The 26,031-nt window shown below is 67.3% G+C and carries 27 protein-coding genes; 15 read left to right on the top strand and 12 right to left on the bottom strand.

Annotated features, from left to right (window positions below; genetic code table 11):
• Positions 1 to 31: 31 nt before the first annotated feature.
• Positions 32 to 1,147, top strand: a complete 1,116-nt coding sequence (locus ACFVWG_RS11515) for a glycosyltransferase (protein WP_391543128.1) — start codon at positions 32 to 34, stop codon at positions 1,145 to 1,147.
• Here ACFVWG_RS11515 and ACFVWG_RS11510 read toward each other — a convergent pair.
• The 3 genes from ACFVWG_RS11510 to ACFVWG_RS11500 are packed head-to-tail and all read right to left on the bottom strand — an operon-like array spanning position 1,144 to position 3,942.
• Positions 1,144 to 1,977: a Gfo/Idh/MocA family oxidoreductase gene (locus ACFVWG_RS11510; RefSeq protein ID WP_391543127.1), complete on the bottom strand. Its 834-nt coding sequence runs from the start codon at positions 1,975 to 1,977 to the stop codon at positions 1,144 to 1,146. The two genes, ACFVWG_RS11515 and ACFVWG_RS11510, sit on opposite strands and share 4 nt — an antisense overlap.
• A 3-nt stretch (positions 1,978 to 1,980) precedes the next feature.
• Positions 1,981 to 2,952 (bottom strand): Gfo/Idh/MocA family protein, encoded by a 972-nt coding sequence (locus tag ACFVWG_RS11505; protein WP_391543126.1) that lies wholly within the window; start codon positions 2,950 to 2,952, stop codon positions 1,981 to 1,983.
• 15 nt (positions 2,953 to 2,967) lie between these two features.
• A complete protein-coding gene (locus ACFVWG_RS11500; protein ID WP_391543125.1) occupies positions 2,968 to 3,942 on the bottom strand; it encodes a Gfo/Idh/MocA family protein in 975 nt (324 codons plus the stop codon).
• 173 nt (positions 3,943 to 4,115) lie between these two features.
• On the opposite strand from ACFVWG_RS11500, the gene ACFVWG_RS11495 reads away from it, so the two are divergent.
• Genes ACFVWG_RS11495 through ACFVWG_RS11485 form a run of 3 tightly spaced genes read left to right on the top strand, consistent with a single transcriptional unit; the run spans position 4,116 to position 7,234 of the window.
• A complete protein-coding gene (locus ACFVWG_RS11495; protein ID WP_391543124.1) occupies positions 4,116 to 5,438 on the top strand; it encodes a bifunctional o-acetylhomoserine/o-acetylserine sulfhydrylase in 1,323 nt (440 codons plus the stop codon).
• Positions 5,439 to 5,443: 5 nt separating this feature from the next.
• Entirely contained in the window at positions 5,444 to 6,532 is a 1,089-nt protein-coding gene (locus ACFVWG_RS11490) for a homoserine O-acetyltransferase (protein ID WP_391543123.1), read from the top strand.
• A gap of 30 nt (positions 6,533 to 6,562) precedes the next feature.
• On the top strand, positions 6,563 to 7,234 hold the full coding sequence (locus ACFVWG_RS11485; RefSeq protein ID WP_391543122.1) for a hypothetical protein: 672 nt from the start codon (positions 6,563 to 6,565) through the stop codon (positions 7,232 to 7,234).
• Here the strand turns inward: ACFVWG_RS11485 and ACFVWG_RS11480 are convergent.
• From ACFVWG_RS11480 to ACFVWG_RS11470, 3 genes are read right to left on the bottom strand one after another with little or no spacing between them, the layout of a single operon-like run.
• Positions 7,231 to 8,151 carry an alpha/beta hydrolase gene (locus ACFVWG_RS11480; protein ID WP_391543121.1) on the bottom strand — a complete coding sequence of 307 codons (921 nt, stop codon included), beginning with the start codon at positions 8,149 to 8,151 and terminating at the stop codon, positions 7,231 to 7,233. The two genes, ACFVWG_RS11485 and ACFVWG_RS11480, sit on opposite strands and share 4 nt — an antisense overlap.
• A complete protein-coding gene (locus tag ACFVWG_RS11475) occupies positions 8,148 to 8,666 on the bottom strand; it encodes a hypothetical protein (RefSeq protein WP_391543120.1) in 519 nt (172 codons plus the stop codon). Before ACFVWG_RS11475 ends, ACFVWG_RS11480 begins: the two co-directional genes overlap by 4 nt.
• 53 nt (positions 8,667 to 8,719) lie before the next feature.
• Complete coding sequence (locus tag ACFVWG_RS11470) at positions 8,720 to 9,418, bottom strand: hypothetical protein (RefSeq protein WP_391543119.1); 699 nt, start codon at positions 9,416 to 9,418, stop codon at positions 8,720 to 8,722.
• A gap of 99 nt (positions 9,419 to 9,517) precedes the next feature.
• Between ACFVWG_RS11470 and ACFVWG_RS11465 the strand changes: the two genes are divergently transcribed.
• Positions 9,518 to 10,495, top strand: a complete 978-nt coding sequence (locus ACFVWG_RS11465; protein ID WP_391543118.1) for an alpha/beta hydrolase — start codon at positions 9,518 to 9,520, stop codon at positions 10,493 to 10,495.
• Between the two features lie 189 nt (positions 10,496 to 10,684).
• Here the strand turns inward: ACFVWG_RS11465 and ACFVWG_RS11460 are convergent, their stop codons facing one another.
• A complete protein-coding gene (locus ACFVWG_RS11460; protein ID WP_391543117.1) occupies positions 10,685 to 11,077 on the bottom strand; it encodes a hypothetical protein in 393 nt (130 codons plus the stop codon).
• Positions 11,078 to 11,103: 26 nt separating this feature from the next.
• Positions 11,104 to 11,871, bottom strand: coding sequence for an alpha/beta fold hydrolase (locus tag ACFVWG_RS11455; RefSeq protein WP_391543116.1), 768 nt, complete (start codon positions 11,869 to 11,871; stop codon positions 11,104 to 11,106).
• Between the two features lie 174 nt (positions 11,872 to 12,045).
• Between ACFVWG_RS11455 and ACFVWG_RS11450 the strand changes: the two genes are divergently transcribed.
• On the top strand, positions 12,046 to 12,825 hold the full coding sequence (locus ACFVWG_RS11450) for a MarR family transcriptional regulator (RefSeq protein ID WP_391543115.1): 780 nt from the start codon (positions 12,046 to 12,048) through the stop codon (positions 12,823 to 12,825).
• Here the strand turns inward: ACFVWG_RS11450 and ACFVWG_RS11445 are convergent.
• Both ACFVWG_RS11445 and ACFVWG_RS11440 read right to left on the bottom strand, forming a co-directional pair.
• The gene (locus tag ACFVWG_RS11445; protein WP_391543114.1) at positions 12,812 to 13,456 is read right to left on the bottom strand and encodes a DUF1345 domain-containing protein; all 645 of its coding nucleotides are present in this window, start codon (positions 13,454 to 13,456) and stop codon (positions 12,812 to 12,814) included. The two genes, ACFVWG_RS11450 and ACFVWG_RS11445, sit on opposite strands and share 14 nt — an antisense overlap.
• 42 nt (positions 13,457 to 13,498) lie before the next feature.
• The gene (locus ACFVWG_RS11440) at positions 13,499 to 13,921 is read right to left on the bottom strand and encodes a MarR family winged helix-turn-helix transcriptional regulator (RefSeq protein WP_391543113.1); all 423 of its coding nucleotides are present in this window, start codon (positions 13,919 to 13,921) and stop codon (positions 13,499 to 13,501) included.
• A gap of 136 nt (positions 13,922 to 14,057) precedes the next feature.
• Between ACFVWG_RS11440 and ACFVWG_RS11435 the strand changes: the two genes are divergently transcribed.
• From ACFVWG_RS11435 to ACFVWG_RS11425, 3 genes are read left to right on the top strand one after another with little or no spacing between them, the layout of a single operon-like run.
• Positions 14,058 to 15,905: an ABC transporter ATP-binding protein gene (locus ACFVWG_RS11435; RefSeq protein ID WP_391543112.1), complete on the top strand. Its 1,848-nt coding sequence runs from the start codon at positions 14,058 to 14,060 to the stop codon at positions 15,903 to 15,905.
• Between the two features lie 40 nt (positions 15,906 to 15,945).
• Entirely contained in the window at positions 15,946 to 16,530 is a 585-nt protein-coding gene (gene aroQ, locus ACFVWG_RS11430; RefSeq protein ID WP_391543111.1) for a gamma subclass chorismate mutase AroQ, read from the top strand.
• A 4-nt stretch (positions 16,531 to 16,534) separates the two neighbouring features.
• Positions 16,535 to 17,353 (top strand): M55 family metallopeptidase, encoded by an 819-nt coding sequence (locus ACFVWG_RS11425; RefSeq protein WP_391543110.1) that lies wholly within the window; start codon positions 16,535 to 16,537, stop codon positions 17,351 to 17,353.
• Between the two features lie 468 nt (positions 17,354 to 17,821).
• Here ACFVWG_RS11425 and ACFVWG_RS11420 read toward each other — a convergent pair whose 3' ends face one another.
• Positions 17,822 to 18,643: a DeoR/GlpR family DNA-binding transcription regulator gene (locus ACFVWG_RS11420; RefSeq protein ID WP_391543109.1), complete on the bottom strand. Its 822-nt coding sequence runs from the start codon at positions 18,641 to 18,643 to the stop codon at positions 17,822 to 17,824.
• 224 nt (positions 18,644 to 18,867) lie between these two features.
• Between ACFVWG_RS11420 and ACFVWG_RS11415 the strand changes: the two genes are divergently transcribed.
• The 6 genes from ACFVWG_RS11415 to ACFVWG_RS11390 are packed head-to-tail and all read left to right on the top strand — an operon-like array spanning position 18,868 to position 25,310.
• Positions 18,868 to 19,905 (top strand): autoinducer 2 ABC transporter substrate-binding protein, encoded by a 1,038-nt coding sequence (locus tag ACFVWG_RS11415; protein ID WP_391543108.1) that lies wholly within the window; start codon positions 18,868 to 18,870, stop codon positions 19,903 to 19,905.
• Positions 19,906 to 19,915: 10 nt separating this feature from the next.
• Positions 19,916 to 21,400, top strand: a complete 1,485-nt coding sequence (locus tag ACFVWG_RS11410) for a sugar ABC transporter ATP-binding protein (RefSeq protein ID WP_391543107.1) — start codon at positions 19,916 to 19,918, stop codon at positions 21,398 to 21,400.
• The gene (locus ACFVWG_RS11405; protein WP_391543106.1) at positions 21,397 to 22,416 is read left to right on the top strand and encodes an ABC transporter permease; all 1,020 of its coding nucleotides are present in this window, start codon (positions 21,397 to 21,399) and stop codon (positions 22,414 to 22,416) included. Before ACFVWG_RS11410 ends, ACFVWG_RS11405 begins: the two co-directional genes overlap by 4 nt.
• Positions 22,409 to 23,404 carry an ABC transporter permease gene (locus ACFVWG_RS11400; RefSeq protein WP_391543105.1) on the top strand — a complete coding sequence of 332 codons (996 nt, stop codon included), beginning with the start codon at positions 22,409 to 22,411 and terminating at the stop codon, positions 23,402 to 23,404. Before ACFVWG_RS11405 ends, ACFVWG_RS11400 begins: the two co-directional genes overlap by 8 nt.
• The gene (locus tag ACFVWG_RS11395; protein ID WP_391543104.1) at positions 23,401 to 24,897 is read left to right on the top strand and encodes an FGGY-family carbohydrate kinase; all 1,497 of its coding nucleotides are present in this window, start codon (positions 23,401 to 23,403) and stop codon (positions 24,895 to 24,897) included. The genes ACFVWG_RS11400 and ACFVWG_RS11395 overlap by 4 nt, the downstream gene beginning before the upstream one ends.
• Positions 24,898 to 24,899: 2 nt before the next feature.
• On the top strand, positions 24,900 to 25,310 hold the full coding sequence (locus ACFVWG_RS11390) for a hypothetical protein (protein WP_391543103.1): 411 nt from the start codon (positions 24,900 to 24,902) through the stop codon (positions 25,308 to 25,310).
• Here the strand turns inward: ACFVWG_RS11390 and ACFVWG_RS11385 are convergent.
• Positions 25,303 to 26,031, bottom strand: coding sequence for an SDR family oxidoreductase (locus ACFVWG_RS11385; RefSeq protein ID WP_391543102.1), 729 nt, complete (start codon positions 26,029 to 26,031; stop codon positions 25,303 to 25,305). The two genes, ACFVWG_RS11390 and ACFVWG_RS11385, sit on opposite strands and share 8 nt — an antisense overlap.

Raw genomic sequence — 26,031 nt, 5'->3', positions numbered from 1 at the left:
GGCGTTCCATCACGAATCGAGGGACGTGCAGATGCGGGTTGTGTTGCTGACATGGGGATCGCGCGGCGACGTGGAACCGCTGGCGGGACTCGCGCAGCGGTTGCAGGAGTTCGGCGCGGAAGCGGTGGTGTGTGCGCCGCCGGACGAGGAGTTCGGAGTGCTGCTGGCGCGGGCCAAGGTTCCGATGGTGCCGCTGGGCCCGTCGGTGCGATCGGTGGTGAACAATCCGAAGCCACCGTCGAAGGAGGATGCGCTGCGACTGGCCCCCGAGTTGGTCGCTGCGCGGTTCGACGTGCTGATGAAGCTCGCCGCTGAGGGGTGTGACGCGATCGTCGCGACCGGGCTGTTGCCTGCCGGTGCGCGGGATGTCGCCGAGAAGGTGGGTGCCCGTTACGTGTTCGCCTCCTTCCACACTGTGGGGGCGCCGTCGGCGTTCACGAACGACCTGTACGGCGACGCCCTGAACCGCGGGCGAGCAGCGCTCGGCCTGCCGCCGGTGGATGACGTTCGTTCCCACGTCCGCACCGAGCAGCCGTGGCTCGCGGCCGACCCGACCCTGTGGCCGGCCGACGTACCCGAGGTGCTGCAGATCGGCGCCTGGACGCTGCCCGACGACCGACCGCTCGAAGCTGACCTGGAAGCCTTCCTGGAGGCCGGTGAACCACCCGTGTACGTCGGATTCGGCAGCATGGCGTCGCACGCCCCGAAGGACATCGCCCGGAACACGATCGAGGCAGCGCGCGCTCACGGCCGCCGGATCCTGATGAGCCGCGGCTGGGCGGACCTGGTCGCGATCGACGACCAGAAGGACACCTTCGTGGTCGGCGAGGTCAACCAGCAAGCACTCTTCCCACGGGTCGCCACCGTCATCCACCACGGCGGCGCCGGAACCACGACAACCGCAGCCAAAGCCGGTACGCCGCAACTCGTCGTACCGCGGATCGTCGATCAGCCGCGGTGGGCCGCTCGCGTCGCCGAACTGGGCATCGGCTTCGCCCACCAGGACCCGGATCCGACCCTCGAGTCCCTGTCCGAGGCCCTCACCACCACACTGGCGCCGGAAACGCTCGCCCGAGCGCAAGCCCTGGCCCCGACCATCGACACCGATGGCACCGCCCGAGCCACAAAGCTGTTGCTGGGCGGCTAGGGCGCCGCACTGATCTGTTCGAGGACGGTGATGGGCGCCAGCAGGGTCGCGTCGTCGAGCGGAGCGCGGCCGGTGGCGAGGAGGTCGAGGAAGACCTTCAGGCCCGGTACGACGTAGTCGGCGTCGAGGTGGACATCGTGGCTCACCAGGCCTTCGCGGCCAACGATCTCGGCGTGGAAGGGGACGCGGCCGGTGTCGGTCGGCTTGACGAGTTGGAGGGTGACGGCGACCCCGTTGCTGCGATAGCGGGCTATGACGGTGTCGCCGACCTGCTCAGTGCTGACCGGTCCTGGTTCGCCAGGGGCGAGGCGTTGGGCGAGGTCGGCGGCATGGATGCCGTAGAAGAAGATGCCGCTGTACTCGCTGGCAGGGTCGGCCGGGCCGGTGACGGTGATCGCCTGGAGGTCGCCGACAGTTTGGGTGCCTTGGGCAAGGATGTCCGCGTCGGCGACCCAGCGGACAGCCGAGTACGACGTGACCGGGGTGCTCGTGCGGTTCGCGGCCGCGAGGATGGCCCGGGCGTCCGCCGTACTGGCTGCTAGAGGTTTGTCGACCCAGACGGGGATGCCGGCGTCGAGGAACGGTACGGCGTGTTCGCGGTGCAGGGCGCCGTCGCGGTTGGTGACGATCAGGGCGTCGACGCTGCCGATGAGTTCGGTGGAGGTCGGGACGAGTTGGGTGATGCCGCCGGCGGCTAGCAGTTGCTGGTTGTGCTCGTCGTCGGCGCCGACCAGCGCGACGATGCGAGCGTCCGAGCTCGGGTCCTCGTTGAGGTGGTGGATGATGTGCGTGGCGTGGCTGTTTTCGGTTCCTACCAAGGCGATGCGCATCGCTCAGGCCTCCTTCAGCTCGACGGGACGGCCCGCGCGGGCGGATTCGTACACGGCGAGCACCGTGGCCAAAGAACGCCGGCCGTCCGCGAGGGTCACTGCGGGTGGGCGGCCTTCCTGCGCGGCGGCGATGAAGTCCCGGTACTGCGCGAGGTGGGCGACGGAGGTGGGGCTCTGCTCACCTAACTCGTCGGTGCCGGTGAGGACGGTCAGCCGGTCGTCGTCCATTACTGCGGTACCGCGGTCGCCGTGGATCGACAACCGCACCGGCCTGCCGGGATAGGCCGCCGTACTGGCGAGGAGCAGGCCGATCGCGCCGCTCTCGAAGGTGATGGTGGCGGCGGCCACGTCCTCGACCTCGATGTTCTCGTGCGCGAGTTGCCCGGTCTGGGCGCTGACGCTGATGGGACGGCCGAGCATCCAGACCAGGAGGTCGAGGGCGTGGATGCCTTGGTTCATCAGCGCGCCACCACCGTCGATCGCGAGTGTGCCGCGCCAGCCATCGCCGTCGTAGTACGACTGTGGGCGGTAGAAGGCCGACTCGACGATGCCCGAGGTGATCCGCCCGAGGGTGCCGGCGTCGACCGCTTGCTTGATCCGGGTAACGGGTTCCTGGAAACGGCGTTGGCTGATGACCGAGACGGTGCGGCCAGTCTCCTGTTGCGCAGCGATCAGGCGGTCGGCCGCGGCGAGGGTGATGTCCACCGGCTTCTCAACCAGGACGTGCTTTCCGGCGTACAGCGCCTCAATCGCGGCGTCCGCGTGCAGGGCGCTGGGCAGACAGATGCTGACGGCATCTACGTCTGAATAGACGCTGTCCATGTCTGCGCCCGCGCGAGCGCCGTACTGGTCGGCTAGCTGCTGGGCGCGTTCAAGGTCGGTGTCGACGACTGCGACGAGCTCAGCATCGAGGCTGGACAGGAGACGGGCGTGGACGGTGCCGATGGCACCGGCGCCCACGATGGCAAAGCGCATGAAGGCTCTTTTCGGTCAGCTGGTCCAGGGCAGGGGCTGGTTGCCGTTCTCGGCCGACTGCTGGGCGAGGAGGGCGAGGCGCGTGACCAGCAGGCTGTGGCTGGTGGTGATCTCCGGTTCGTTGCCGTTGGCAAGTGCTTGCACCGGGAGTTCGGCTGGGCGGTGGCCGGGCGGCAGCGGTACGTCGTACTGGGCCTTGTCGGTGGTGGTGAGGATGAGGCGTTTCTGGGCCCATTGGAGTTCGGCGGTGCCGTTGGTGCCGATGAGTTTCATCCGGTAGTCGCCGTGCAGGGGAGAGGCGGCGGGGGTCAGCCAGTCGACGCCGGCGGTGATGAGCACGCCTGGACCGGTGAGGGTGGCGGTGCCGTAGCGGGGGAAGCCAGGTTCGCTGGCGAGAGCGCCAGTGACCGTGCCTGCGGTGAGGCCGGTGAAGTACAGGGCGGCATCGATGTCGTGAACGGCGAGGTCGTTGAGGAGACCGCCGTACCGGGCGCGGTCGAAGAACCACTCGGGGCGGGTCGGGCGGTTGAGCTTGTGCGGGCCGGTGGAGACGACGCCGTGGATCGTGCCGAGCTCGTGGATGAGCTCGGTCATCGCGATGGTCTCGGGGTAATAGCGCTTCTCGAGCAGCAGGACGACGTACCGGTGGTTGCGGTCGGCGGCTTCTGTGATCGCGCTCAGGTCGGCGAGCGTCGTACAGAGTGGTTTGTCGGCGAGGACGTGTGCACCCGCGTCGAGCGCGTCGACGACGGCGCGGCCGCGATCGGCGTAGATCCCCGCGACCATCACGACGTCGGGGCGCATCTCTTCGAGCATCTGGCGGTGGTCGGTGAAGACCTTTGCCTGGTACGGCGTCGCGTAGCGCTCGGCGACAGCGCGGTCGGGATCGGCCACGGCGACGAGCTGGTAGCCGTCGTACCGGTCGATCTCGGCGGTCGCGTACCTGGCGTGCGGATGGGCAGCGCCGGCGATCGCGATCCGGGTTGTCATGGTCCGGATTCCAGCATGCAAGCGATGGCAGGTCAACGGCGCCAATTCATTCCCGCACGCGGACGGGCGCTCTGTCCACGCTTCGAGATTGAGTCCAGTAAGTCGATCTAATTAGTACCTTTTGCCTTACCTGTTTTTCACGCAGTGTGCTGTGACTCCGAGAAGAGGACATGATGACTGACACCGCGCCCAGCTGGTCGTTCGAGACCAGGCAGATCCATGCCGGGCAGACGTCGGACCTGACCACCAAGGCCCGTGCGCTGCCGATCTACCAGACGACGTCGTACACCTTCGACAGCACCGACCACGCGGCGAGCCTGTTCGGGCTGAAGGAGTTCGGGAACATCTACACCCGGATCCAGAACCCGACCCAGGATGCGGTCGAGCAGCGGGTCGCGAGTCTCGAGGGTGGGACGGCAGCATTGCTGGTGGCTTCCGGTCAGGCGGCGGAAACCATCGCACTGCTGAACATCGCCGAGGCCGGCGACCACGTGGTGAGCAGCCCGAGCCTGTACGGCGGCACGTACAACCTGTTCCACTACACGTTCCCGAAGCTGGGGATCGAGGTGTCGTTCGTCGAGGACCCCAATGATCTGGAGTCGTGGAAGGCCGCGATCAAGCCGAACACCAAGGTCTTCTTCGCCGAGACGATCGCGAACCCGAAGAGTGAGATCCTCGATATCGAGGGGGTCGCGAACGTCGCCCACGAGTACGGCGTCCCGCTGGTCGTCGACAACACGGTTGCGACGCCGTACCTGATCCGTCCGATCGAGCACGGCGCGGACGTCGTCGTCCACTCGGCCACGAAGTACCTGGGTGGCCACGGTACGGCGATCGCCGGTGTGATCGTCGACTCCGGCAAGTTCGACTACGCGGCGAACCCGGAGCGGTTCCCGGGCTTCAACAACCCGGACCCGAGCTACCACGGCCTCACCTACGGCCGTGACCTCGGTGTCGGTTCGGATCTCGGCAATCTCGCCTTCATCCTGAAGGCCCGTGTGCAGTGGCTGCGTGACATCGGCCCGGCCGTGTCGCCGTTCAACGCGTTCCTGATCGCGCAGGGCCTGGAGACGCTGTCGCTGCGGATCGAGCGGCACGTCGACAACGCGCTGCAGGTCGCGAAGTGGCTGGAGGCGCGCGACGAGGTCGACAGCGTCGCCTACGCGAGCCTGGAATCGTCGCCGTGGCATGAACTCGCACAGAAGTACGCGCCGCGCGGTGCGGGCGCCGTCGTCGCGTTCGAGATCAAGGGTGGTGTGGACGCCGGAAAGCGGTTCGTCGACGCGCTGCAGCTGCACAGCCATGTAGCCAACATCGGCGACGTGCGTTCCCTGGTGATCCACCCGGCCTCGACCACGCACAGCCAGCTGTCCGCCGAGGACCAGGTCGCCTCCGGCGTCACGCCCGGCTTGGTCCGGCTGGCCGTCGGCATCGAGCACATCGAGGACATCCTGGCCGATCTCGAGGTCGGGTTCGCCGCTGCGAAGTCGGTCTGACCCTGATGAGTGCCACCGGGCGGCGCTTCGTTGCCGTCGGCGACCTTCTGCTCGAGAGCGGTACGACGTTGCCCGGGGCACGGATCGCGTACGAGACCTGGGGGAATCCCCAAGGAAATAACGCGATCCTGATCTGTCACGCATTGACCGGAGATGCACACGTCGTCGGTCCGGCCGGACCCGATCAGCCAACCCCGGGATGGTGGGACGGTCTGATCGGTCCCGGCCGGTACCTCGACCCCACCGACTGGTACGTCGTCGCCGCGAACGTGCTCGGTGGTTGCCAAGGAACCACAGGTCCATCGAGTGAGGCACCGGACGGTCGTCCGTGGGGGAGCCGGTTCCCCGCGATCACGATCCGGGACCAGGTGAATGCCGAGGCCGCCCTGGCCGATGCCCTCGGCATCGATCTCTGGGCGGCCGTGATCGGCGGCTCGATGGGCGGCATGCGCGCGATCGAGTGGCCGTTGATGTACCCAGACCGAGTCGGTACGGCGATCGTCCTCGCCTCCACCGGCTACGCGTCGTCCGACCAGATCGCCTGGTGTGCACCGCAGCTCACCGCGATCACCTCCGACCCCGACTGGCAGGGAGGCGACTACTACGGAACCGGCCGCTCCCCGGCCGTCGGCCTCGGTATCGCGCGACGGATCGCGCACATCACCTACCGCTCGGAGTACGAGCTGGCCACCCGCTTCGGCCGCTCCGCGCAACCCGGCGAGGACCCCGCCACCGGCGGTCGGTACGCCGTCGAGTCCTACCTCGACCACCACGCGACCAAGCTCGCCCGCCGCTTCGACCCCGGCTCGTACGTCGTTCTGACCCGCGCCATGAACAGCCACGACATCACCCGCGGTCGCGGCAGCCTGGCCACCACATTGGCCCGCCTGCGCTCCCGCCTGGTCGTGGCGGCGGTCGACTCCGACCGCCTTTATCCACCGTCGCTCTCCGCTGAGCTGGTCACCGCCTACCCGTCGGCCGACGGCGTGCACACGATCAACTCGCCGTACGGCCATGACGGTTTCCTGATCGAACTCGACCAGGTCGGCGCTCTCATCGCCCGAACTCTCACCACAGCCGACGCGACCGCTTGACATCTGCCGTTTGTGGGCACCTGATGAGGCATGCAGAGGTACGTCGGGACGGGGTACTACCGGGTTTGGCGCGTGGCTGTCGGAGCGCTGGCCGGGATCGGTGTGTTGACGGCGCTGGTGTTCGTGGCACCAGGGCCCAATCTGGCGGCGTTCTTGCTCGCCGCCTTCATGGCCGGCGCGATCTACGTCGGTCTCGGGTTGTCGGTGGAGCGCACGCCGGATGACGTCTTCCGGGCCGCGCCGCGCTGGGCGGCCCTCGGCGGTGCGGCCGGGCTAGCGGTTCTCGGGTACGGCGCTGCCGTGGGACTCGACGTGCTGCTCCTGCTCGTGGTCATCGCCGCGACGTCGCCACCGGTCGTTGCGTGGATCGGTTGGCTTCACGAGGCGCCGGCCGCTTCGTCGACACAGCTGCGTCCAGCTGTGCCCGTCCCGGTCGTCGGCAAGGACGCGGTCGACGTGCCTGAGCTGGACAACGCCGTACCGCTGAGTGAGATGACGGCAGCCGAGCTGTGTATGGCCTGGCGGCGCAGCTTCGGGGAGCTCCGCCGGACCGATCACTGGTCGGCGACGATCGACGTACGGCGGGCCTACCTCGACGAACTCGAGCGGCGGTACCCCGACGAGTTCGCCGTCTGGCTAGCCTCCGGGCCGCGCGCAGCCAGCGACCCGGCGCGCTACTTCAACCACGGAGCCGACCACTAGAACACCTCCCGGAGGTGAGCGCCGATCAGCTCCACCGCATGACGACCCGCAGACAGTACGGCGGGGAAGTTGAGGAACGCGTGCATGGTGTCGGCGTACTCGACCAGCCGCGCGTCCAACCGCTCGGCGTACTGGCGTGCATCGTCGCGCAGCGGGTCCTGTCCGGCGGCGAGGATCAGCGCGGGCGGGAGTCCATCAAGGTTTTGAGCCCTGAGCGGTACGGCGCTCGCGGGGAGCTCGCCGGCCGGGAAGTACTGGGCCGACGACCAGCGACCGGGAGCGATGCTGAGGAACGTGCCGTCGAACAGCCGGTACGACGCGGTGTCCTGATCGAGGTCGAGACACGGATAGCAGAGGATCTGGTGATCGGGCGGCGGGGTTCCGTTGTCCCGGGCAACCAAGCAGGCTCCGGCGGCCAACGCCGCGCCGGCACTCTGCCCGCCGACCGCGATCCGCCCGTCGCCCTTCAGCTCGGCACTGTGCTCCCGAATCCACGTCAGCGTCTCGTAGGCATCATCAAGCCCAGCTGGGTAAGGGTTCTCGGGCGCCAGTCGATAGTTGAGCGAGACAACGACAACGTTGCCCTCGGCAGCGATCCTGGAGGTCGCGTACTCGATGTCGCGCAGATGACCGCCGATGAACCCGCCGCCGTGCAGCCAAAGGACGACCGGCGTCGGGCCCGAGGACTGAACCGGATGGTAGACCCGAGCCTCGAGCGTGCGCCCCGGCAGCTCGATCCGCAGGTCACGCGGCCGGGTGCGTAGGTCCGCCGTACCGGCGAGGTCTGGATCGGGTAGTTCAAGGCGATCCAGGAGCAGGCTTTCGTAGGGGTCGAGCTCTGGCCCGGCGGGCTGGTTGGCGAAGAGCTTCAGCAGGGCATCGGTCTCGGTTGCGAACACGGGCGAGTCGATGATCATGGCTTCAAGTGCCTTGCCGCGTGGCCGAACACCTCGTAGCCCGGTGGGGTCGACACGTACTCGGCGAGCGCCCCGATTCCACCGTCGTACCCGCCGCCCGTCGTCGGGTCGGCCCACGCGATCTCGTCGTACTGCTCGATCTCGGCCAGCAGCGCGCCGCCGACGCTGTGGAAGCGATGGAGCAGGAGATCGGAGGGAATGTGCCGCCCGGCCTCGACACCGCCGACGTTCAGTGCGCTGCCTGCCTCGGGAGTCTCCCAGCGGGGATCAAGGCTCCAATGCATCCGCCCGTTCCGCGCATCACGCAGTACAGCCAGGGTGATCTCGTCCCACATCAACACGTGTCCGACCAGGTCGTGCAACGACTCACAGAAATGACCGAGCGGTCCCGCACTCAGCCGGTACGGCGCTTGCAGCTCCTCGGCGCTCAACCCATCGATCGCCGTCACTAGTAATGCTTGGTCGTCCCGCAAGAGCTGTGCCGCCTCAGCAGGCGATGTTTTCGCAATACGCATGCCTTGACCAAACCACCCGGCATGCGTCGCGCCCCGCCGATTGAGCGAAGTGCTCAATCGGTCAGACCGAGATCGCTCAGGACTTCCGGGACTGACCGGCTAGGTGGAGCGCTGGTGGTCAAGCCGCGAATGCACGCGGTCATCACCATGCCGAAGTAGTCGCCACTGCTGATCCGGGGGAGCTCCGCGTGGACGGCCGCCAGCACCTCGTCGGCGGCGAGGAGGGCGTAGACCTTCTCGAGTTCGCGTTGGTACGGGCCGTTCTCGTAGGGGCGGTGGCGTTCCTCGGCGGCGACCAGGTTGATCGCGAGGGAGGCGACGGTGCCCGACAACATGACCGCGGCGGCAGCGCCGTACCCGCGTCGTCCGAGCGCGTCGATCGCCTCGCGCTGCAGCCGGACCCCGGACGCGCCGCGCGGGAACAAGCCCTGCATGTACGCCGCGAGTCCGGGCCGGTCGATGACGAACGTCCGGAGTTGTTGGGCGAACGAGAGCAGATGCGCGGTGAGATCGTCGGCCGGATCGTCGATGAGGTGGAGCTCTGCGAGGACTGCCTCGCCGACGAGCGACTCGAGACCGAGCTTGCCGTCGACATGGCGGTAGAGCGCGGTCGGCGTGACGCCGAGCGCGCCGGCGACGCCGTTGACGGTGAGGTTCGCGAGGCCGAGGCGCAGCCCTTCCCGCTCGATGTCCGCGAGCCCGATCTGCGCCTGCCGGCCGCCGGTCTTACGCCGGGGCGAAGTGCCTGTCACAACCCTCCTCTGAGTCCGCTGACCCCTAAGTTATGTTACTAACTTAGATACGCACTGTGACTTACAGTGCATATCCCTACTTCTCCCCAGGAGATCATGGTGAGTGAGCACCGCCCCACCCGGAGAACTCTGCTGAAGGCTGCCGGTGGCCTGACCGTCGCGGCAGGCCTCGGCGCTGGAACCATTCTGGCCACCTCCGTCGCGGCCAGCGCCGCCGACGACGGTTTCGGGCTGCACATCGTCGACAGCAACCAAGCCGATCCACGCATGTGGTACTACCGCTTCCAGACCGCCGAGATCGGCTGGCAGCCCGCGGTCAACGTGCTGCTGCCCGATGGCTATCACGAAAGCGGCGGCCGGCGGTACCCGGTTCTCTACCTGCTGCACGGGGGCCAGCAGGACTTCATCACCTTCGACCGTGAAGGCGTCCGGGAGTGGACCGCGGGCAAGCCGATCATCGTCGTGATGCCGGACGGCGGGAAGGCCGGCTGGTACTCCAACCCGGTCACCACCAACGTCGGCCCGCGCAACTACGAGAGCTTCCACCTCAACCAGCTGATCCCGTGGGTGGATGCGAATTTCCGCACGTACGCCGAATTCGCCGGCCGGGCCGTGTCCGGCTTCTCGATGGGCGGCTTCGGCGCCCTGAAGTACACGGCCAAGTACTTCGGTCATTTCGCCTCAGTCAGCTCCCACTCCGGCCCGGCCAGCATCCGGCGCGACGGCGGACTCGTGGCGAACTGGGCCAACGCGTCGTCGGCCGCCGTCGAACTCAATGGCGGGACGATCTACGGCGTGCCCTGGGACGAGGCTCGGGTCACCGCGGACAACGCGATGCAGAACATCGAGCGCTACCGCGGCAAGCGCATCTTCCTTGTCGCCGGTACGTCGCCCAGCTCCGACCCTGGTGACTACATCAACGAAACGCAGGTCCTGGCCGGCCACCGCGAGTTCCGGGCCGCCCTCGATCAGGCCGGCATCCCGTACCTCCACCATGAGGACGACGGCGGTCACTTCATCCGCCACGACCGCATGATCGAGGACATCGACGGCATCATCAACCACCTCCGCAGCTAACCCGCCAGCGCACTCAGTCACCCACTCACCCACTCACCCACTCACCCACTCACCGACTCACCCACTCACCGACCGACCGACCGGCCCGACCGACCCCATTTGGTGGGCTGACCCACGGGCTTGTGGGTGGGCCTACTGCATGCGGTTGGCCAACCCGCAACGCGATGGGCTGGCCCACCAAACGAGGCATCAGGCGAGGGACTCGGTGATCTTGCGGGTCATCTCGGTGAGGACGGGGGACGGGGCGGACTGGTGGAGCTTGGCCGCTTCGAGGGCGATGGTGATGGTGGTGCGGAAGTTCTCGGCCTCGGCAGGGGAGTGGGCTTCGAGGAGCGTGACGGCGTCCTTCAGGGCGGGCAGGACCTGGTCGGCCATCTCGGCGACGTTCTTGCCCTTCAGGGGGATGGTGCCGCGCTTCTCGTTGAGGACGTGACCGACGGCGCCGGTGGCGGACGTGAGTGCCATGGTGCCGTTGGTGGCGATCTTGTGCGGCTTGTCGCCGGCGGCGGCGAGCAGGCTGACGGCACCGTAGGCGGCGACGCGCAGGGTGGTCTTGTCCTGGTCGGTGAGGTTGATGGTCATGATGGTTTCTCCTTGTTGATCAGTGATTAGCGGGTGATGGAAGCGGTGGCGCGGACGGCGTCGGCGACCGCGTCGAAGTCCTTGCGCAGGATGTGTGAGTGGTTGCTGGGGACCTTCGCGGCGATCTGCACGTTCGGGTTGGCCGCGAGGATCGGGTCCAAGGAGGCGCGGGCCGCCTCCATCTCCTCCTCGGCGCCGCCGAGGTTGGAGCCGGTCGCGAGGACGTAGCGGAGCGGGCAGGTGATGCGTTCCAGGACCGGACCCATCGCCGCACCGATGGCGTTGACCTCGATGTTGACGTCGATGTGGTCGTCGACGCTCATCCGCGCCGCCAGACCGAACGGACGAACCAGCGGCAGCAGCAACCGCATTTTGCTGAACAGCTTGCGGATCCGCTCCGCACCTTCCTCGCCGGTCAGTCCGTACGGCATCGCACCGTCGACCGCGACGACACCGGCGACGCGATCCGGGTGCAGCTCGGCGTAGTGCGCGGCGAGGGTCGCGCCGTACGACCAACCGACCAGGATCGGCTGCTCGGCCCCAGTGGCCTCCAGTACGGCGTCGATGTCGCGCAGGCAGGCGGCGAACGAGTAGTCCGACGATTGCTTCGACTTGCCGCGAGCGCGCTCGTCGTAGGTGATGTGCCGGAAGTCGTTGCCGAGGGCAGCGATCACCGGCTTCCAGTGCTTCCAGTTGGCGTAGGCGCCGTTCAGGTACACGACCGGGCGGCCGGTACCACCGGAGTCCGAGACCGACAGTGCGGTGTCGTCGACCGGGATCATCGTGGTGCTCATGGTGGGACTCCTTGCGTTCGGTTCGTTTTGCAATCTCTGAACAAGAAGAACCGTACGTTGCGTTTAGAGATCCGTCAACACGCAATTTTCGCCGATCTGAGCGGGGTTATAACGTTCTTTGCAATGAGGCTGAGACTAAATGCAATGCGGGGCTTTGCAATGAGATGGCGATGAATGCATACTGGGCAGCGTCGTACGACGCGCGACCAGACCAGGAGGCCGGACCGGATGCCCGGAGGCAGACTCACCACCGACGACCGTCAGCAGATCGCCAGCTGGCTGGGCGAGGGCCTCGGCTATGCCGAGATCGGCCGCCGCCTCGAGCGGCCCGCCTCAACGGTGATGCGCGAGGTCACCCGCAACGGCGGACCCGACGGCTACCAAGCGGATCGCGCCGACCAGGACACCCGCGAACGCGCCCGCCGGCAGAAGCAGGCCGAGCCGCCCGCGACGCCGATGTTCGACGACAGTCACGGCCGCGACCCGGCCGCCGTACAGGAGCTTGCGGATTCCTTCACCGAGCTTCTGGTACAGCAGGGTCTTCCTCGGATGGAGGCCAGAGTCCTTACCTGCTTGAACATCACGGACTCCGGCAGCCTCACCGCCGCCGACCTCGTCCAGCGCCTCCGCGTCAGCCCGGCATCCATCTCGCACGCGATCGCGTTCCTCGAGCAGCAAGGGATGTTGCGCCGCGAACGCGACCCGGGCGAGCGTCGCGAACGCTACGTCATCGACGACGAGATCTGGCTGCGCAACCTGATCGCGTCCGTCCAAATGAACGAGGCTCTTGCCGCGTCGTCCCGCCGCGCCGCCGAGGTGCTGGGTGCCGACACTCCTGCCGGCGCTCGCTTCGAATCGTCCGCCGACCTGGTGATGCTGATCAGCGAGAAACTCCAGCAGGCCATGGAGGAATGGCGCGACCACCTCGCGGCCCGCGACACTACTTCCCGGTGAACGCCCCGATCGCGATCCCCAGGACGGCGGCGTTGTAGAAGAACGACATCACCGAGTGCCAGATCACCGCGTGCCGAACCCGCCGGTTGGTGATCTCCACATCGGAGGTCGCGAACGTCGCCCCGATCGTGAACGCGAAGTACGCGAAGTCGAGAAAGTTCGGCTTCTGCGTACCGGGGAAGGTGATGCCCTGCCCGGAGGCGAAGTAGATGTTCGCGTAGTGCATCGCATACCCGACATGCAGCGTAAGCCAAGCCAGTACGACGGTCGCTGCGGCCAGCAGGCGGATGATCCAGAGATGCCAGGAGGAGCCGTCGTCTATCGCGTCGACTATCACGATCAGCTTGCCACTCGACAGTCCGGCCGCACTGGCAACGATCAGCGCCCCGAACCGCAGTCGCATCAGCCGGGCCGAGAGTAACCAGGCCGGCGACCCGTCGGTGTCAGGCGCGGCGCGACCATGCCGCATGATCCACAGTTGCCGGCTCAGGAAAGCGACTGCCAGGATGTCCCAGCCGAGCAAGGCCGGGACTATCGCGGCCTCAGGGATCCTGTCGACCCACAGCACTGGCAACAAGACAACACCGGCCGCTGCGAGTAGCGCCCGCGTGACCCCGTCCCACCTCAGCACATTTGGATGCTAGCGATCGCCGTACCGGATGTTGGGGAACTGTCAGTCGTCGGCGAGGCGGTTGAGGAGGTCCAAGAGCGTCGACTGCTCGGCGGGGGTGAGGCGGTCGAGGAGGGTGACCATGGCGTCGCGGCGGTTGCGGCGGACGGCGGCCAGAACGTCCGTGCCGGCCGGGGTCAGGGCGACAAGCGTGGCGCGGCGGTCGTGGGGGTCGGGCTGGCGGGCGAGGAGGCCGCTGGCCTCGAGGTCGTCGACGACCGAGGTGGCTGAGCGCGGGACGATGCCGAGCTGGGTGGCGAGCTCGCTCAGGCGCAGCGGGCGGCCGGCCTGGTCGAGGGTGCGCAGGACGCGGAAGCGGCCGTGGGTGAGGCCCTCGACGTCGGCCCTGGCGGCACGGCGCTGCCGACGGATGACGGCGTCCAGCCGGGCGGCGATCTGTTCGGCGGTGTTGTCGGACGCGTTCACAGGGTGAGCCTAACGTTGACGGTCTTGTGAGTTAGCCTCATAGTGAGGTAACCTCAGCATATCTGAATTCAACCGAAGGGCTCCAATGTCACAGATCTCCGGAATGCCGGGTGGGGGAGGCGGTGGCGGGCGAGCGATGCGTTCGCTGCTGAAAGACTCCTCCGTCCGACACCACAAACTGTCCGCGGGCACCTTGCGCCGCATCGCCGGTTTCGCCGTTCCCTACCGCCGCTATCTGGCCGCTTTCCTCGTCCTCGTCGTGATTGATGCGAGCACCGGCGCGGCGACCCCGCTGCTGTATCGCGCGATCATCGACCGCGGCATCGTTCCCAAGAACACCGCACTGGTCATCTGGCTCGCGCTCGTCGTCGCCCTGCTCGCGCTCGTCAGCAGTGCGGTCACGCTGGGCGAGCGCTGGTTCTCTGCGCGGATCGGCGAGGGACTTGTCTACGACCTGCGCACCTCTGTCTTCGACCACGTGCAGAAGATGCCGGTCGCTTTCTTCAGTCGCACCCAGACCGGTGCGCTCATCCAACGCCTGAACGGTGACGTCCTCGGGGCGCAGCAGGCGTTCACCTCAACTCTGTCGAACGTGGTCAGCAACGTCCTGAGCGTCATCTTGGTGCTCGCCGCGATGTTCGTGATGTCGTGGCAGATCACCCTGCTCGCGCTGGTGCTCCTGCCGCTGTTCATCCTCCCGGCCCGGCTGATGGCCGGTCGGTTGCGTGAGGCAACGGCCGAGACATATCGGTTGAACGCGACCATGGCGCAGACCATGACCGAGCGGTTCAACGTGGCCGGCGCCGTACTGGCCAAGGTCTTCGGCCGCACGCAGGATTCGTCGAAGGAGTTTGCCGAGCGAGCTGCACGAGTCCGCGACATCGGCGTCACGACTTCCATGTACGCCGGGATCTTCCGCGTCTCGCTCACTTTGGTGGCGGCGCTCGCGGTTGCTCTCGTGTACGGCGTCGGTGGTGTCTTCGCGGTCCATGGTGCGCTCGGGATCGGGACGGTCGTTGCCTTGACCGCCTATCTGACCCGCCTCTACGGCCCGCTGACCGCACTCTCCAACGTCCAGGTCGATGTGATGACCACGCTGGTCAGCTTCGAGCGGGTACTCGAGGTGCTCGACCTTCCGCCGATGGTTGCCGACCGCAAGGACGCCAAGGAGCTTCCGGCTGATGTCGAACCGTCGCTCGAGTTCGACCAGGTGAGGTTCCACTACCCGTCGGCAGCCGAAGTCTCACTCGCCTCGCTCGAGTCGGTGGCGACGCTGTCGGCCGAGACGGGTGAAGAGGTACTCAAGGGCATCAGCTTCTCGGTCCGCCCAGGCGAGATGATCGCGGTCGTCGGCCCGTCCGGTGCCGGCAAGACCACACTCGCTTCGCTCGTCTCCCGCATGTACGACGTCACCGGCGGCGCGATCCTGGTTGGGGGTCACGACGTCCGCGAGGTCACACAGCGCTCACTGCGTGATGTGATCGGCGTGGTCACTCAGGACGCGCACATGTACCACGACACGATCCGGTCGAACCTGCTGCTCGCCCGCCCCGACGCCACCGAGGTTGACCTGCATGCCGCGCTCGAAGCGGCTCAGATCGCTACCCTGGTTGACAGTCTGCCCGACGGGCTCGACACGATCGTCGGTGATCGCGGGTATCGCCTGTCCGGTGGTGAACGGCAGCGGCTGGCCATCGCCCGCCTGCTCCTCAAATCGCCCTCGATCGTCATCCTCGACGAAGCCACGGCTCACCTCGACTCCGAGTCCGAGGCCGCCGTACAGGCTGCTCTTGCCAACGCCCTGGTCGGCCGGACCTCCCTCGTCATCGCGCACCGCCTCTCCACGATCCGCAAGGCCGACCAGATCCTCGTCCTCGACGACGGCCAGATCCGCGAACACGGCACGCACGACGAACTCCTCGCCGCCCACGGCCTGTACGCCGAACTCCACGCCACCCAGTTCGCGACCCAAGCGGCGGCGTAAAGTCGCGGAGGTCAACTGGATCTCGGCAGTGGAGGCACGGATGCGGCTGGTCGGACGAGTGCTCTTGGTGGCGGCGGTTCTCGGGGGCAGTCAGGTGGTGACGCCGGCTTTCGCTCAACCCGCTACGACGCAGGTTACGACCGTGCAGTCGCGGGTTGGGTTCGAGCAGCTGACCGATCTCGTCGTACGGCGGATTGTGGTGGGTGACGATGTCGCCGCGTCAAAGTACTTCAGTGGCAAGCCGGTGGACGATCCGGTGCGAGAGCAACAGATCCTGGTGTCGGTCCGTGAGTCGGCGGTTCGGTTGGGGATCGACCCCGACGAGACTGCGACGTTCTTCCAGGCGCAGATCGACGCGAGCAAGGTCGTGCAGCGCGGGCTGTTGGCGCACTGGGCCACGCATCCCGAGTCCGCGCCGACTACCGGCCCCGATCTTGATGCTGTCCGCAAGCAACTGGACCAGCTGACCGTCGATCTGCTGGCCGAGCTCGTTCGGGTCGACAAGCTCCGGCACTCCGGGCCGCGCTGCGACATCTCGTTGCTGCTCGCAACGATCCCGACCGCCGTACACCTCGATCGCCTGCACCGCCAGGCCCTCGGTGTCGCGACCGACACGGTCTGCTGACCGGATGAAGATCTTCCTGTCGACCGACATGGAGGGCACGGCCGGGGTGGTCGACTGGTCACAGTGCCGGGCGCCGAGTGCGGAGTACGAGTACTACCGCGGCCAACTGCAAGCCGAGGTGAACGCCGCCATCGACGGTGCGCTCGAGGCCGGTGCGACCGAGTTTCTGGTCAACGACTCACACTCGACGATGCAGAACCTCCGCCCGGACGAACTGCACGGCCGGGCCAGCTACCTCTCCGGCAAGCACAAGCCGCTGTACATGATGGAGGGTCTCGACGCCTCGTTCGATGCGATCTTCTTCATCTCGTACCACGGCTCGGCGGGAGCGACGTCGTCCGTCCTCCACCACACCTACAATCCGCGCGCGATCGCCGAGGTCCGCCTGAACAACGCGATCGCCGGCGAGGCCGCGGTCAATGCCCTGGTCGCCCAGGCGTACGACGTACCGATCGTCCTCATCACGGGCGACCAGACCACGATCGACGAAGCCCGACCCTTCATCCCGGGAGCCGAGGGCGTCGTCATCAAGCAGTCCATCTCCCACAACGCGGCCCTCTCCATCCACCCGGACCGAGCCCGCGAACTCATCCACGAAGCCGCCAGCCGAGCCCTCCAGGGTCATCTCCAGCCGCCCACCATCCCGAACCCGCCCGAACTAACGGTCCGCTTCCACACCCGCGCCCACGCCGACCTCGCCGAAGCCCTCCGCAACGTAGAGCGCCAAGCCGAAACCGTCGTAGCCATCCGCCACGACAACCCCCTCGACCTCTTCCGTACCTTCATAGCCGCCGTCTACCTCAGTCGAGCCATCACCGACTAACGCCGTACCGAACAACGGGTAGTAGTCGCCCCACGACCCCGCCGCCACGCTCCGCACCCCCGCGCAACAACCCAAACCACCCACCACTACCCGTCCGCCGGTACGCCGCCACCGAAGCCCGCCGCCGGGGTGCACGCCGCCTGGGCTTCCGGGCTGTGGCTGAGCTACCTGCTGCTCGGGGCTTGCGCTACGGGTGAGATTTTCGGGTCCAGGCGACGAAAACTCACCGGCAACGCGGCCGACCGCCCTACGCGACTCACCTTCAGCACCCCTCAACCGCCCGGCGCCCGTCGAGGTGGTTGAACCGTGCTCAAGGTCGGATGGCCGATCCACTTTGGGCACTCCTCAACCATGGGGCGGCCGCGGGAATGGTTGAGTCGTGCCCAACGTCGTACGGGCTCACCTTGAGCACCCCTCAACCGCGCGACGCCCGCCGGAATGGTTGAACCGTGCTCAAGGTCGTACTGGTTAGAGGCGGCGGGGGGCGTGGTAGGTGGGGGGTTGCTCGGTGCGCCAGTCGTCGGTGGGGTCCAGGGAGGCGCGGACGATGCGGCCGGCGAAGGCGGGGAGTTCGGCGTCGGTGAGGCGGTCGTCGGTAATCACCAAGTCGAGCTCGGAGGCTTCGGCGATGAAGCCGACGCAGCGGGCGCCGAAGGCTTGGGAGCGGGCGAGGCCGACGCGGCGGTCGCCGGCGGAGAGCAGGGCGCGGGCGGTCGACACGTGCCAGGTGTGGGAGCTGGTGATGCCGGCGAAGGGGTGGATGCCGTCGACCTCGAGGAAGACCCAGTCGGCCTGTTGGGCGGCGAGGAACTCGGCGGTGGCTGCGCCGGAGACGACCGTGGAGCCGGGGGCGTCGCGGAGTTCGCCGCCGGCGATGACGACGCGGATGTTGGGCTGGCGGCTGAGGCGTTCGGCGGACTGCAGGTCTGTGGTCACGACGGTCAGGTCCTCGACGTCGAAGAGCGTGCCGACCAGGCGGTCGATGCAGACGCCCGCACCGAGGGCGATCCGGTCGCCGTTGCGGACCATCCGGCGGGCGGTGTGTGCGATCGCGTCGACGCCGCTGTCGGGCGTCGTACTGAAGGCAACCGGAGGGCTCTCGACGGTACGGCGCCGGACGCCGCCGTGCAGGCGTTCGACCAGGTCGTCGCGGACGAGGCCTTGGAGGTCACGGCGGATCGTCGAGACGTCGACGTCGAGCCGGTGTGCGAGGTCCTTGACCTCGACGTACTCACGGCCCTCGACCTCACGGAGAATCGCGCGCTGACGCGCGTTCAGCCGTAACCGCATCGGTCGTCTCCCTCCGGCCTCAGGCGTGACTTGGTGCTCGACTGTAAACCATCGGTCACCAGGCCGTAAGGTCGCAACTGCCCGGAATCGGGTCGTCACTCACCATTGACATAGACCGGAACCAGCCGCCAGAGTGAGGCGCACTGCACGAATTCGTGCAAGCAATCGTGCGAAACGTGCAGAATACAAACGCTGGTTTGCCGAACCATTCGAAGGAGTTTCGCATGCTCAGGCCGTCACTGCTAGTGCCCGGCGCAGTACTGATCGCGATGCTTGCCGGATGCGGGACGGTGGACCAGGGCAGTACGGCGCCGCCCGCCGGAAACCCCTCCTCCTCTTCCAGTGCGGGCGGCGCCTACATCAATGTGGTCAAGCTGACCGGCATCGCCTGGTTCGACCGCATGAACCAAGGCGTCAAGCAGTTCGCGACCACCGCCAAGGTGACCGCGACCCAGACCGGTCCCTCGACCAACAGCCCCGAGCAGCAGGTCAGCCTGATCCAGGGCCTGATCGCGCAGAAGCCCGCGGCGCTGGCGATCGTGCCGTCGGACCCGAGCTCGGTGATCCCGGTGATCAAGCAGGCCCGGGCGGCCGGCATCAAGGTGGTCACCCACGAGGCTCCGGCCCTGACCGATGTCGACGCGGACATCGAGGCGTTCGACAACGCGAAGTACGGGCAGAAGATCATGACCGACATGGCCGCCTGTATGAAGAGCACCGGCGAGTACGTTCAGTTCGTCGGCACGCTGACCGCCGCGACCCACATGGCCTGGACCCAGGCGGCGTACGAGCTGCAGCAGCAGAAGTTCCCCGGCATGAAGCGGGTGAGCGCTCCGGTCGAGTCGAACAACAACGGCGACCAGGCGTACCGCAAGGCCAAGGAGCTGCTCCAGGCACACCCGAAGCTGGCCGGCTTCCAAGGTGCGTCCTCCGAGGACATCCCGGGCATCGCCCGGGCCGTCAAGGAGGCCGGTCTGCAGAACGACACCTGTGTCTTCGGCACCGGCGTCCCGTCGCAGACCAAGGCGTTCGTCGACGACGGCTCGATCGACGCGATCTACCTGTGGGACCCGGAACTGGCCGGCGAGGCGATGCTGAGCGCCGCGAAGTTGATTGTTGATGGCAAGCAACTCGCCGAGGGCACCAACCTGGGTGTTAAGGGTTACGAGAAGCTCGCGGTCTCGCCTCAGAACCCCAAGGTGTTCCTCGGAGACGCCATGCTGGTGCTGACCAGGGCCGAGATCGGCAACTACGACTTTTGAGTGGGTTCCGATGCCAGCTCCCATCGTCGAAGCGGTCGGCGTCTCCAAGCGCTTCGGAGGCGTCCAGGCCCTGACGGACGTCAGCGTGACGTTCGGTCCCGGCGAAGTGCACTGCATCGTGGGTGAGAACGGCTGTGGCAAGTCCACGCTGCTGAAGGTGATCAGCGGCGCCTACCGCCCGACCTCCGGCCAGGTCGTCGTTGCCGGTACGGCGTACGACCACCTCACGCCGCGCCAGGCCCTCTCGGCCGGGATCGAGGTCATCTACCAGGACTTCAGCCTGATGCCGAACCTCACCGCCGCCGAGAACATCGCGCTGCCCGGATCCGTGGCCGGTGGTCGACGCCTCTATTCCCGTACGGCGGCCCGCACTCTGGCGGAGCGGGCCGTCGTACGGCTCGGTGTGGAGATCGAGCTGGACATCCCGGTCGGTGAGCTGACCGTCGCCGAGCGGCAGCTGACCGCGATCGCGCGGGCGCTCGCGCACGAGGCGAAGTTCATCGCGATGGACGAACCGACGACCGCGCTCACCTGGAAGGAGGTCGACGCGCTGTTCGCGGCGGTCGGCCGGCTCAAGGAGGCCGGGGTCGCGCTCGCGTTCATCTCACACAAGATGCAGGAGATCTTCTCGATCGCCGAGCGTGTCACCGTCCTGCGCAACGGCTCAGTCGTGACGAGCGGCCGGCCGGACGAGTTCACCCACGCTTCGCTGGCCGAGACGATGACCGGCCGCGGTAGCCAGAGCTTCGATCGGGTCGCCCCCCGGAACAAGGGCCGCGCGCCTGCGCTCAAGGTGAAGGGCCTCGGCCGTGAGCCGCTGTTCGCCGATGTCGATCTGGAGATCGGCCGCGGTGAGATCGTCGGCCTGGCTGGGCTGCTGGGGTCCGGGCGGACGGAGATCGCCGAAGCCATCTGCGGGGTGAAGCCGGCACAGACCGGCACGATCGAGGTGCTCGGCAGGCCGGTCGAGATCAAGGCGCTCGGCGACGCGGTGAAGGCCGGCATCGGGTACGTGCCCGAGGACCGGCTCACCCAGGGGCTGTTCCTCGACCAGCCGATCGGCGACAACATCGTCGCGACCCACCTGCCGGCCCGGCGTGGGTTCCTCCGGTCCCAAGCGATCGAGCGGCGCAAGACCCAGGTCGTCCGCGATCTGCGGATCAAGCTCGGCAAGTTGACCGACCCGGTTCGCTCGCTCTCCGGCGGGAACGCGCAGCGCGTGCTGCTCGGCAAGTGGCTGGTCGGCGAGCCGAAGGTGCTGATCCTGAACGGACCAACGGTTGGTGTCGACGTCGGCAGCAAGTTCGACATCCTCGGCGTCCTCAATGCCCAGTCCCTGCAGGGTCTTGGCGTGCTGATCATCAGCGACGACGTCCCCGAGCTCATCTCGATGTGCCACCGGATCCTGGTCGTCCGCAGTGGCCGGATCGTCCGCGAACTGACCGGCGATCAGCTCCGCGAAGACACTGTGATCGAAGCGGTGACGGCATCGTGAAGCGGCTGATCAAGAACCAGGAGCTGTTGCTGATCGGGCTGATGGCCCTGCTGATCCTCGCGGTCAGCCTCAAGTTTCCGGACTTCTTCGGCTTGCAGACGCTCTTCAACGTCCTTACCGCCTCGATGGTCGGCATCCTCTTCGCGGTCGGCGTGATGCTGGTTGTGGTGTCCGGCGGTATCGACGTCTCGTTCCTTGCCGTCGGCATCCTTTCGGCCTACGCAACAGTCAAGTGGGGCCCGCAAGGCGACGGCCCACTCGGTGCGGTGCCATCCTTCGCCATCAGTACGGCGATCGGCCTCGGTCTCGGTCTGATCAACGCGGCCGTCGTCATCGTCGCCCGTACGTCGGTCCTGATCGCGACCCTGGCCACCAGCTCGATCTACCTCGGCGCGATGTTCGCGTTCGTCGGCGGCGAGGTCATCTCGTCCCTGCCGCAACCCCTGCAGACGCTCGGCACCACGCACCTCATCACGGTCAAGGGCGCAGTCCGCGGCACCACCAGCCTCAACGTGCTGATCCTGGTCGTCCTCGTGGTCTGCGTGCTCGTCTGGGCGTTCCTGCGCTTCACGATCGCCGGCCGGAGCGTCTTCGCGGTCGGCGGTGACGCGGAGGCAGCCTCGCGCGCCGCGATCTCGGTACCGCGGATCCGCGTGCTGGTCTTCGCGATCGCCGGTGCGGTCGCCGGCCTGGCGGGGATCATCTCGGTCACGCTGAGCGGACGCGCGGATCCGACGACCTTCCTGGGCCGCGAGCTCGACACGCTGGCAGCGGTGGTGCTCGGCGGCGTCGCGATCGCCGGTGGCAAAGGCACAGTGCGAGGCGCGGTGCTCGGCGTACTGCTGATCTCGCTGGTGACCGCGTCCCTGGTACCGCTCGGCATCCCGACAATCTGGCAGCGTGCAGCGGTCGGTGCGCTGTTGATCGGCGGCATCCTGCTGCAGACCACGATCAGCCGCCGGCAACGGATCCGGCCGATCCTGGACGCACCGGCGCCGGAGGTGACGAATGCCTGAGCGCTTCCGCAGGCTGCTGCTCACCATGGGCACGCGCGCCAGCTTCATCCGGCTCCTGGTCGTGGCGGTCGCGATCGTCGTCGTCTTCGGCATCCTCAAGCCGTCCGTCTTCCTGAGCGGCCAGAACCTCCAGTACGTCGAGTTGGCGTCGCCCGAGGTGGGGATCCTCAGCCTGGCGATGGCGCTGACCATGCTGACCGCCGGAATCGACCTGTCCGTAGTGTCGATCGCGAACCTGTCCGGTGTCGTGGCTGCGTTGATCATGACCAACGGCCACCAGTCGCCCGGTCTGGCCATGCTGGCCGCTCTTGGTGTCGCACTGGCCTGTGGCGCGGTCAACGGGCTGCTCGTCGGCTACAAGCACGTACCGCCGATCCTGGCGACTCTTGCGACCGGACAGCTGTTCTCCGGACTCGCTTTGGTCGCGTCCAGCGGGACTGTGGTCAAGGGGCTGCCGGAGTCCTTCACACGACTCGCCTTGCTCACGGTGGCCGGTATCCCGCTGATCTTCTGGGTCATGCTGATCGTGGCCGTCGTCATCGGCATGGTGGTCGCCAAGACCCCACTGGGCTTCCGGATGCGGCTGGTTGGTGCGAACCCGACCGCCGCGGACTTCAGCGGCATCCGGAGAGCCCGAGTGCTGCTCGCGACGTACGTGATGAGCGGCGCGCTCGGTGGTGTGGCCGGTCTGATCATCTCCGCGCGAGCTGGTGGCGCGAACTCGGACTACGGCTCGTCATACGTGCTGCTGGCCGTAGTGATCGCCGTACTGGCCGGAGTGGATCCGGAAGGCGGCTACCTCACTGTGGCCGGTGTGGTGATCGCAGCGATCGCCATGCAGTTGCTGGGCGCCGGCCTGCTGTCCTTGAGCGTCAGCTCGCATGTGGTGAACATCTGCCAAGGCTTGTTGCTAGTGACCATGGTGTTGCTGAACACCTGGGGAACTGCCTTGTCCGGTCTCTTCCCACGCCGGAGAGTGACCGCATGAGGGCGCTCATCGGTGTGGACATCGGCACGGCCAGTACCAAGGCCGTGCTGACCACTCCGGACGGGACGCTCATCGGCACAGCCAGGAGGGACCACGCGCCGACGTTCCCGCAGCCCGGGTGGGCTGAGATGGACGCCGAGCGGGACTGGTGGGGTGATGTCGTCGAGGTGCTGCGTGAGCTCACCACTGCTCACCCTGACAAGCGCATCGCCGCCGTCTGCGTCTCCGGGCTCGGACCGTGCGTCGTACAGACCGACGACAGCCTCAAGCCGCGGCGCGAAGCCATCCTGTACGGCGTTGACACCCGCGCGACCGTGGAGATCGACGAGATCACCAGCCGGCTCGGTGCGGACGCGATCCTGGCGCGCTGTGGCAAGGACCTCTCCAGCCAGGCGATCGGTCCGAAGCTGGCGTGGTTGCGGCGTGCTGCCGGAGCCGACTGGCGTCCCACGGACCGCTGGTTCAGCGCTCACACGTACGTCGTTGCGCAGCTGACCGGTGAGTGGGTGCTCGATCACCACACCGCCAGCCAGTGCGACCCGTTCTACGACGTCCAGAAGCAGCAGTGGGCCACCGACTGGGTGGAAGCGGTTCTCCCCGGTCTGGCGTTGCCGCGACTGGTGTGGCCGGCTGAGCAGGTCGGCATCGTGCACGACGCGGCCGCCCAAGCCACTGGGCTCGCCCAGGGCACCCCGGTGGTGGCAGGCACGGTGGACGCGTGGGCGGAGGCCTTCAGCGTCGGTGTCCGGAAGCCGGGCGATCTGATGCTGATGTACGGCTCGACGATGTTCTTCGTCCAGGTGCTGACTGCACCGACGAGTGTGCGCGGCCTCTGGACCACCTCCGGTGTCGAGCGCGCCTCACACACCTTGGCCGCCGGGATGGCGACCTCCGGCATCATCACCACCTGGTTGCAGGACCTGACCGGGGGAGTGCCGTTCGAGACGTTGGTGAGCGAGGCTGCGGCAGTCCCGGCCGGTAGTGAAGGGCTGGTGATGCTGCCGTACTTCAGCGGCGAGCGCACGCCCATCTACGACCCGCTGGCGCGCGGTGTGATCGCCGGACTGACGCTGCGACACGGACGCGGCCACCTGCTGCGAGCGACGTACGAAGGCATTGCCTGTGGTGTTCGGCAGATCGTGGCCGAGTTCGAAGCCGCAGCCGGTCAGCCGGCGCGAGTGGTGGCGGTTGGCGGTGGTACCCAAGGCGGTCTGTGGACGCAGATCGTCAGTGATGTGAGCGGTCTGGAACAGCAAGTACCGAAGCAAACGATCGGAGCGGCGTACGGCGATGCGCTGCTGGCCGCGATCGGTATCGGACTGGTCGCACCGGAGACCGATTGGGCGGAGCTCGATCACACCGTCCACCCGGACCCGGAGAACGCCAGTACCTACGCGACGTTGTTCCGCACCTACGCCGAGCTGTATCCGGCGACACGACGGCAAGTGCACCGGCTGGCCCGGTCGGTGCAATCACCTGACGGGGGTCAGTGACGATGATGATCAGTCGGCCGATGCCACTCGCTCTCGGATACGTTCAGCGGCGGTGTTCACTCCGCCATTTCGAGATCGGGACCGAACAACAGCTGCTCGCGGAGGCTGCCCGGACCCAGGGACACATCCTCGGCACCGTGCACGTCGACGACGCTCTGACCGATCCGGACGGGTTCGCCGTACTGTTGCAGAAGGCAACGATTGAGGAACACGTCTCGGCCGTGATCGTGCCGACCCTGGACATCCTCGGTGATCCGGACGATCCGCACTCGAAGTTCAGTCAGTTGCTCGCGCGCGGGATTCTGGCGCTGTCCGCCGACCGTCCCGTCGTACCGCCGGAACCGCAGGCAGTCCCCGCGGTTCCGGTGATCCAGGGCTGCAACCCCAAGCGGCGTCGCAGTCGCGTCAACTGAAATCACGGACGTGCAGGACGCTGCCGTTCGGCAGTTCCCGGTCCAGGAGCGACCAGATGATCCGGGCGACGTTCTCCGGCTTGGCCAGCTGGCCGTCCGCCTCGAGCTGCCGGAACCGGTGCGCGTCAGGCACCGAGCTGGCCCGGAGTTCGGCCTGCATCTCGGTATCGACCGCACCCGGTGACACTGAGATCACCCGGCAGCCAGGGGCACGCCGTTCCTGCTCCAGACCGACAGTGCGAACCCACTGCTCGATCGCGGCCTTGCCGGCGCCATAGCTCGACTCACCCTCGTGCGGGTTCCGCGCAGCACCGGACGAGATCAGGATGAGGTGCTTCTCGCACGAGGCCCGCGTCACCGCGGACAGGAACGCGTGTCCCAGCACCTGCGCCGCGGCGGAGTTGAGCAGGACATTGCGGGTATACGGCTCGGCCTCCACCCGGTCCGCGGATCCCAAGGGCGTCAACGTCGCAGCGCTGTGGATGAACACCACAGTGTCACCACGGAAATCACTCAGCCGCTGATCGAAATCGGCGGCCACCACCTCCCAGGACGCAGGGTCCGCCAGATCCACCGCCACATGAGCAGCCCCCGGCGCGCCCCCGCGTCGCGAGATGTCCACCATTTCCGCTTCTTCGAACGGGACCGTCGCCGCGAGTGCGGCGCCCAACCCGGCCGAGGCCCCCGATATCCACACCAGCGCACGGCACAGCCGACTCAT

Origin of the sequence: Kribbella sp. NPDC058245, assembly GCF_042882005.1 — a bacterium.
In the GTDB taxonomy this organism is placed as follows: domain Bacteria; phylum Actinomycetota; class Actinomycetes; order Propionibacteriales; family Kribbellaceae; genus Kribbella.
Note: the sequence above shows the minus strand (reverse complement) of the source record. Positions and strands in the feature narration are given on the sequence as shown.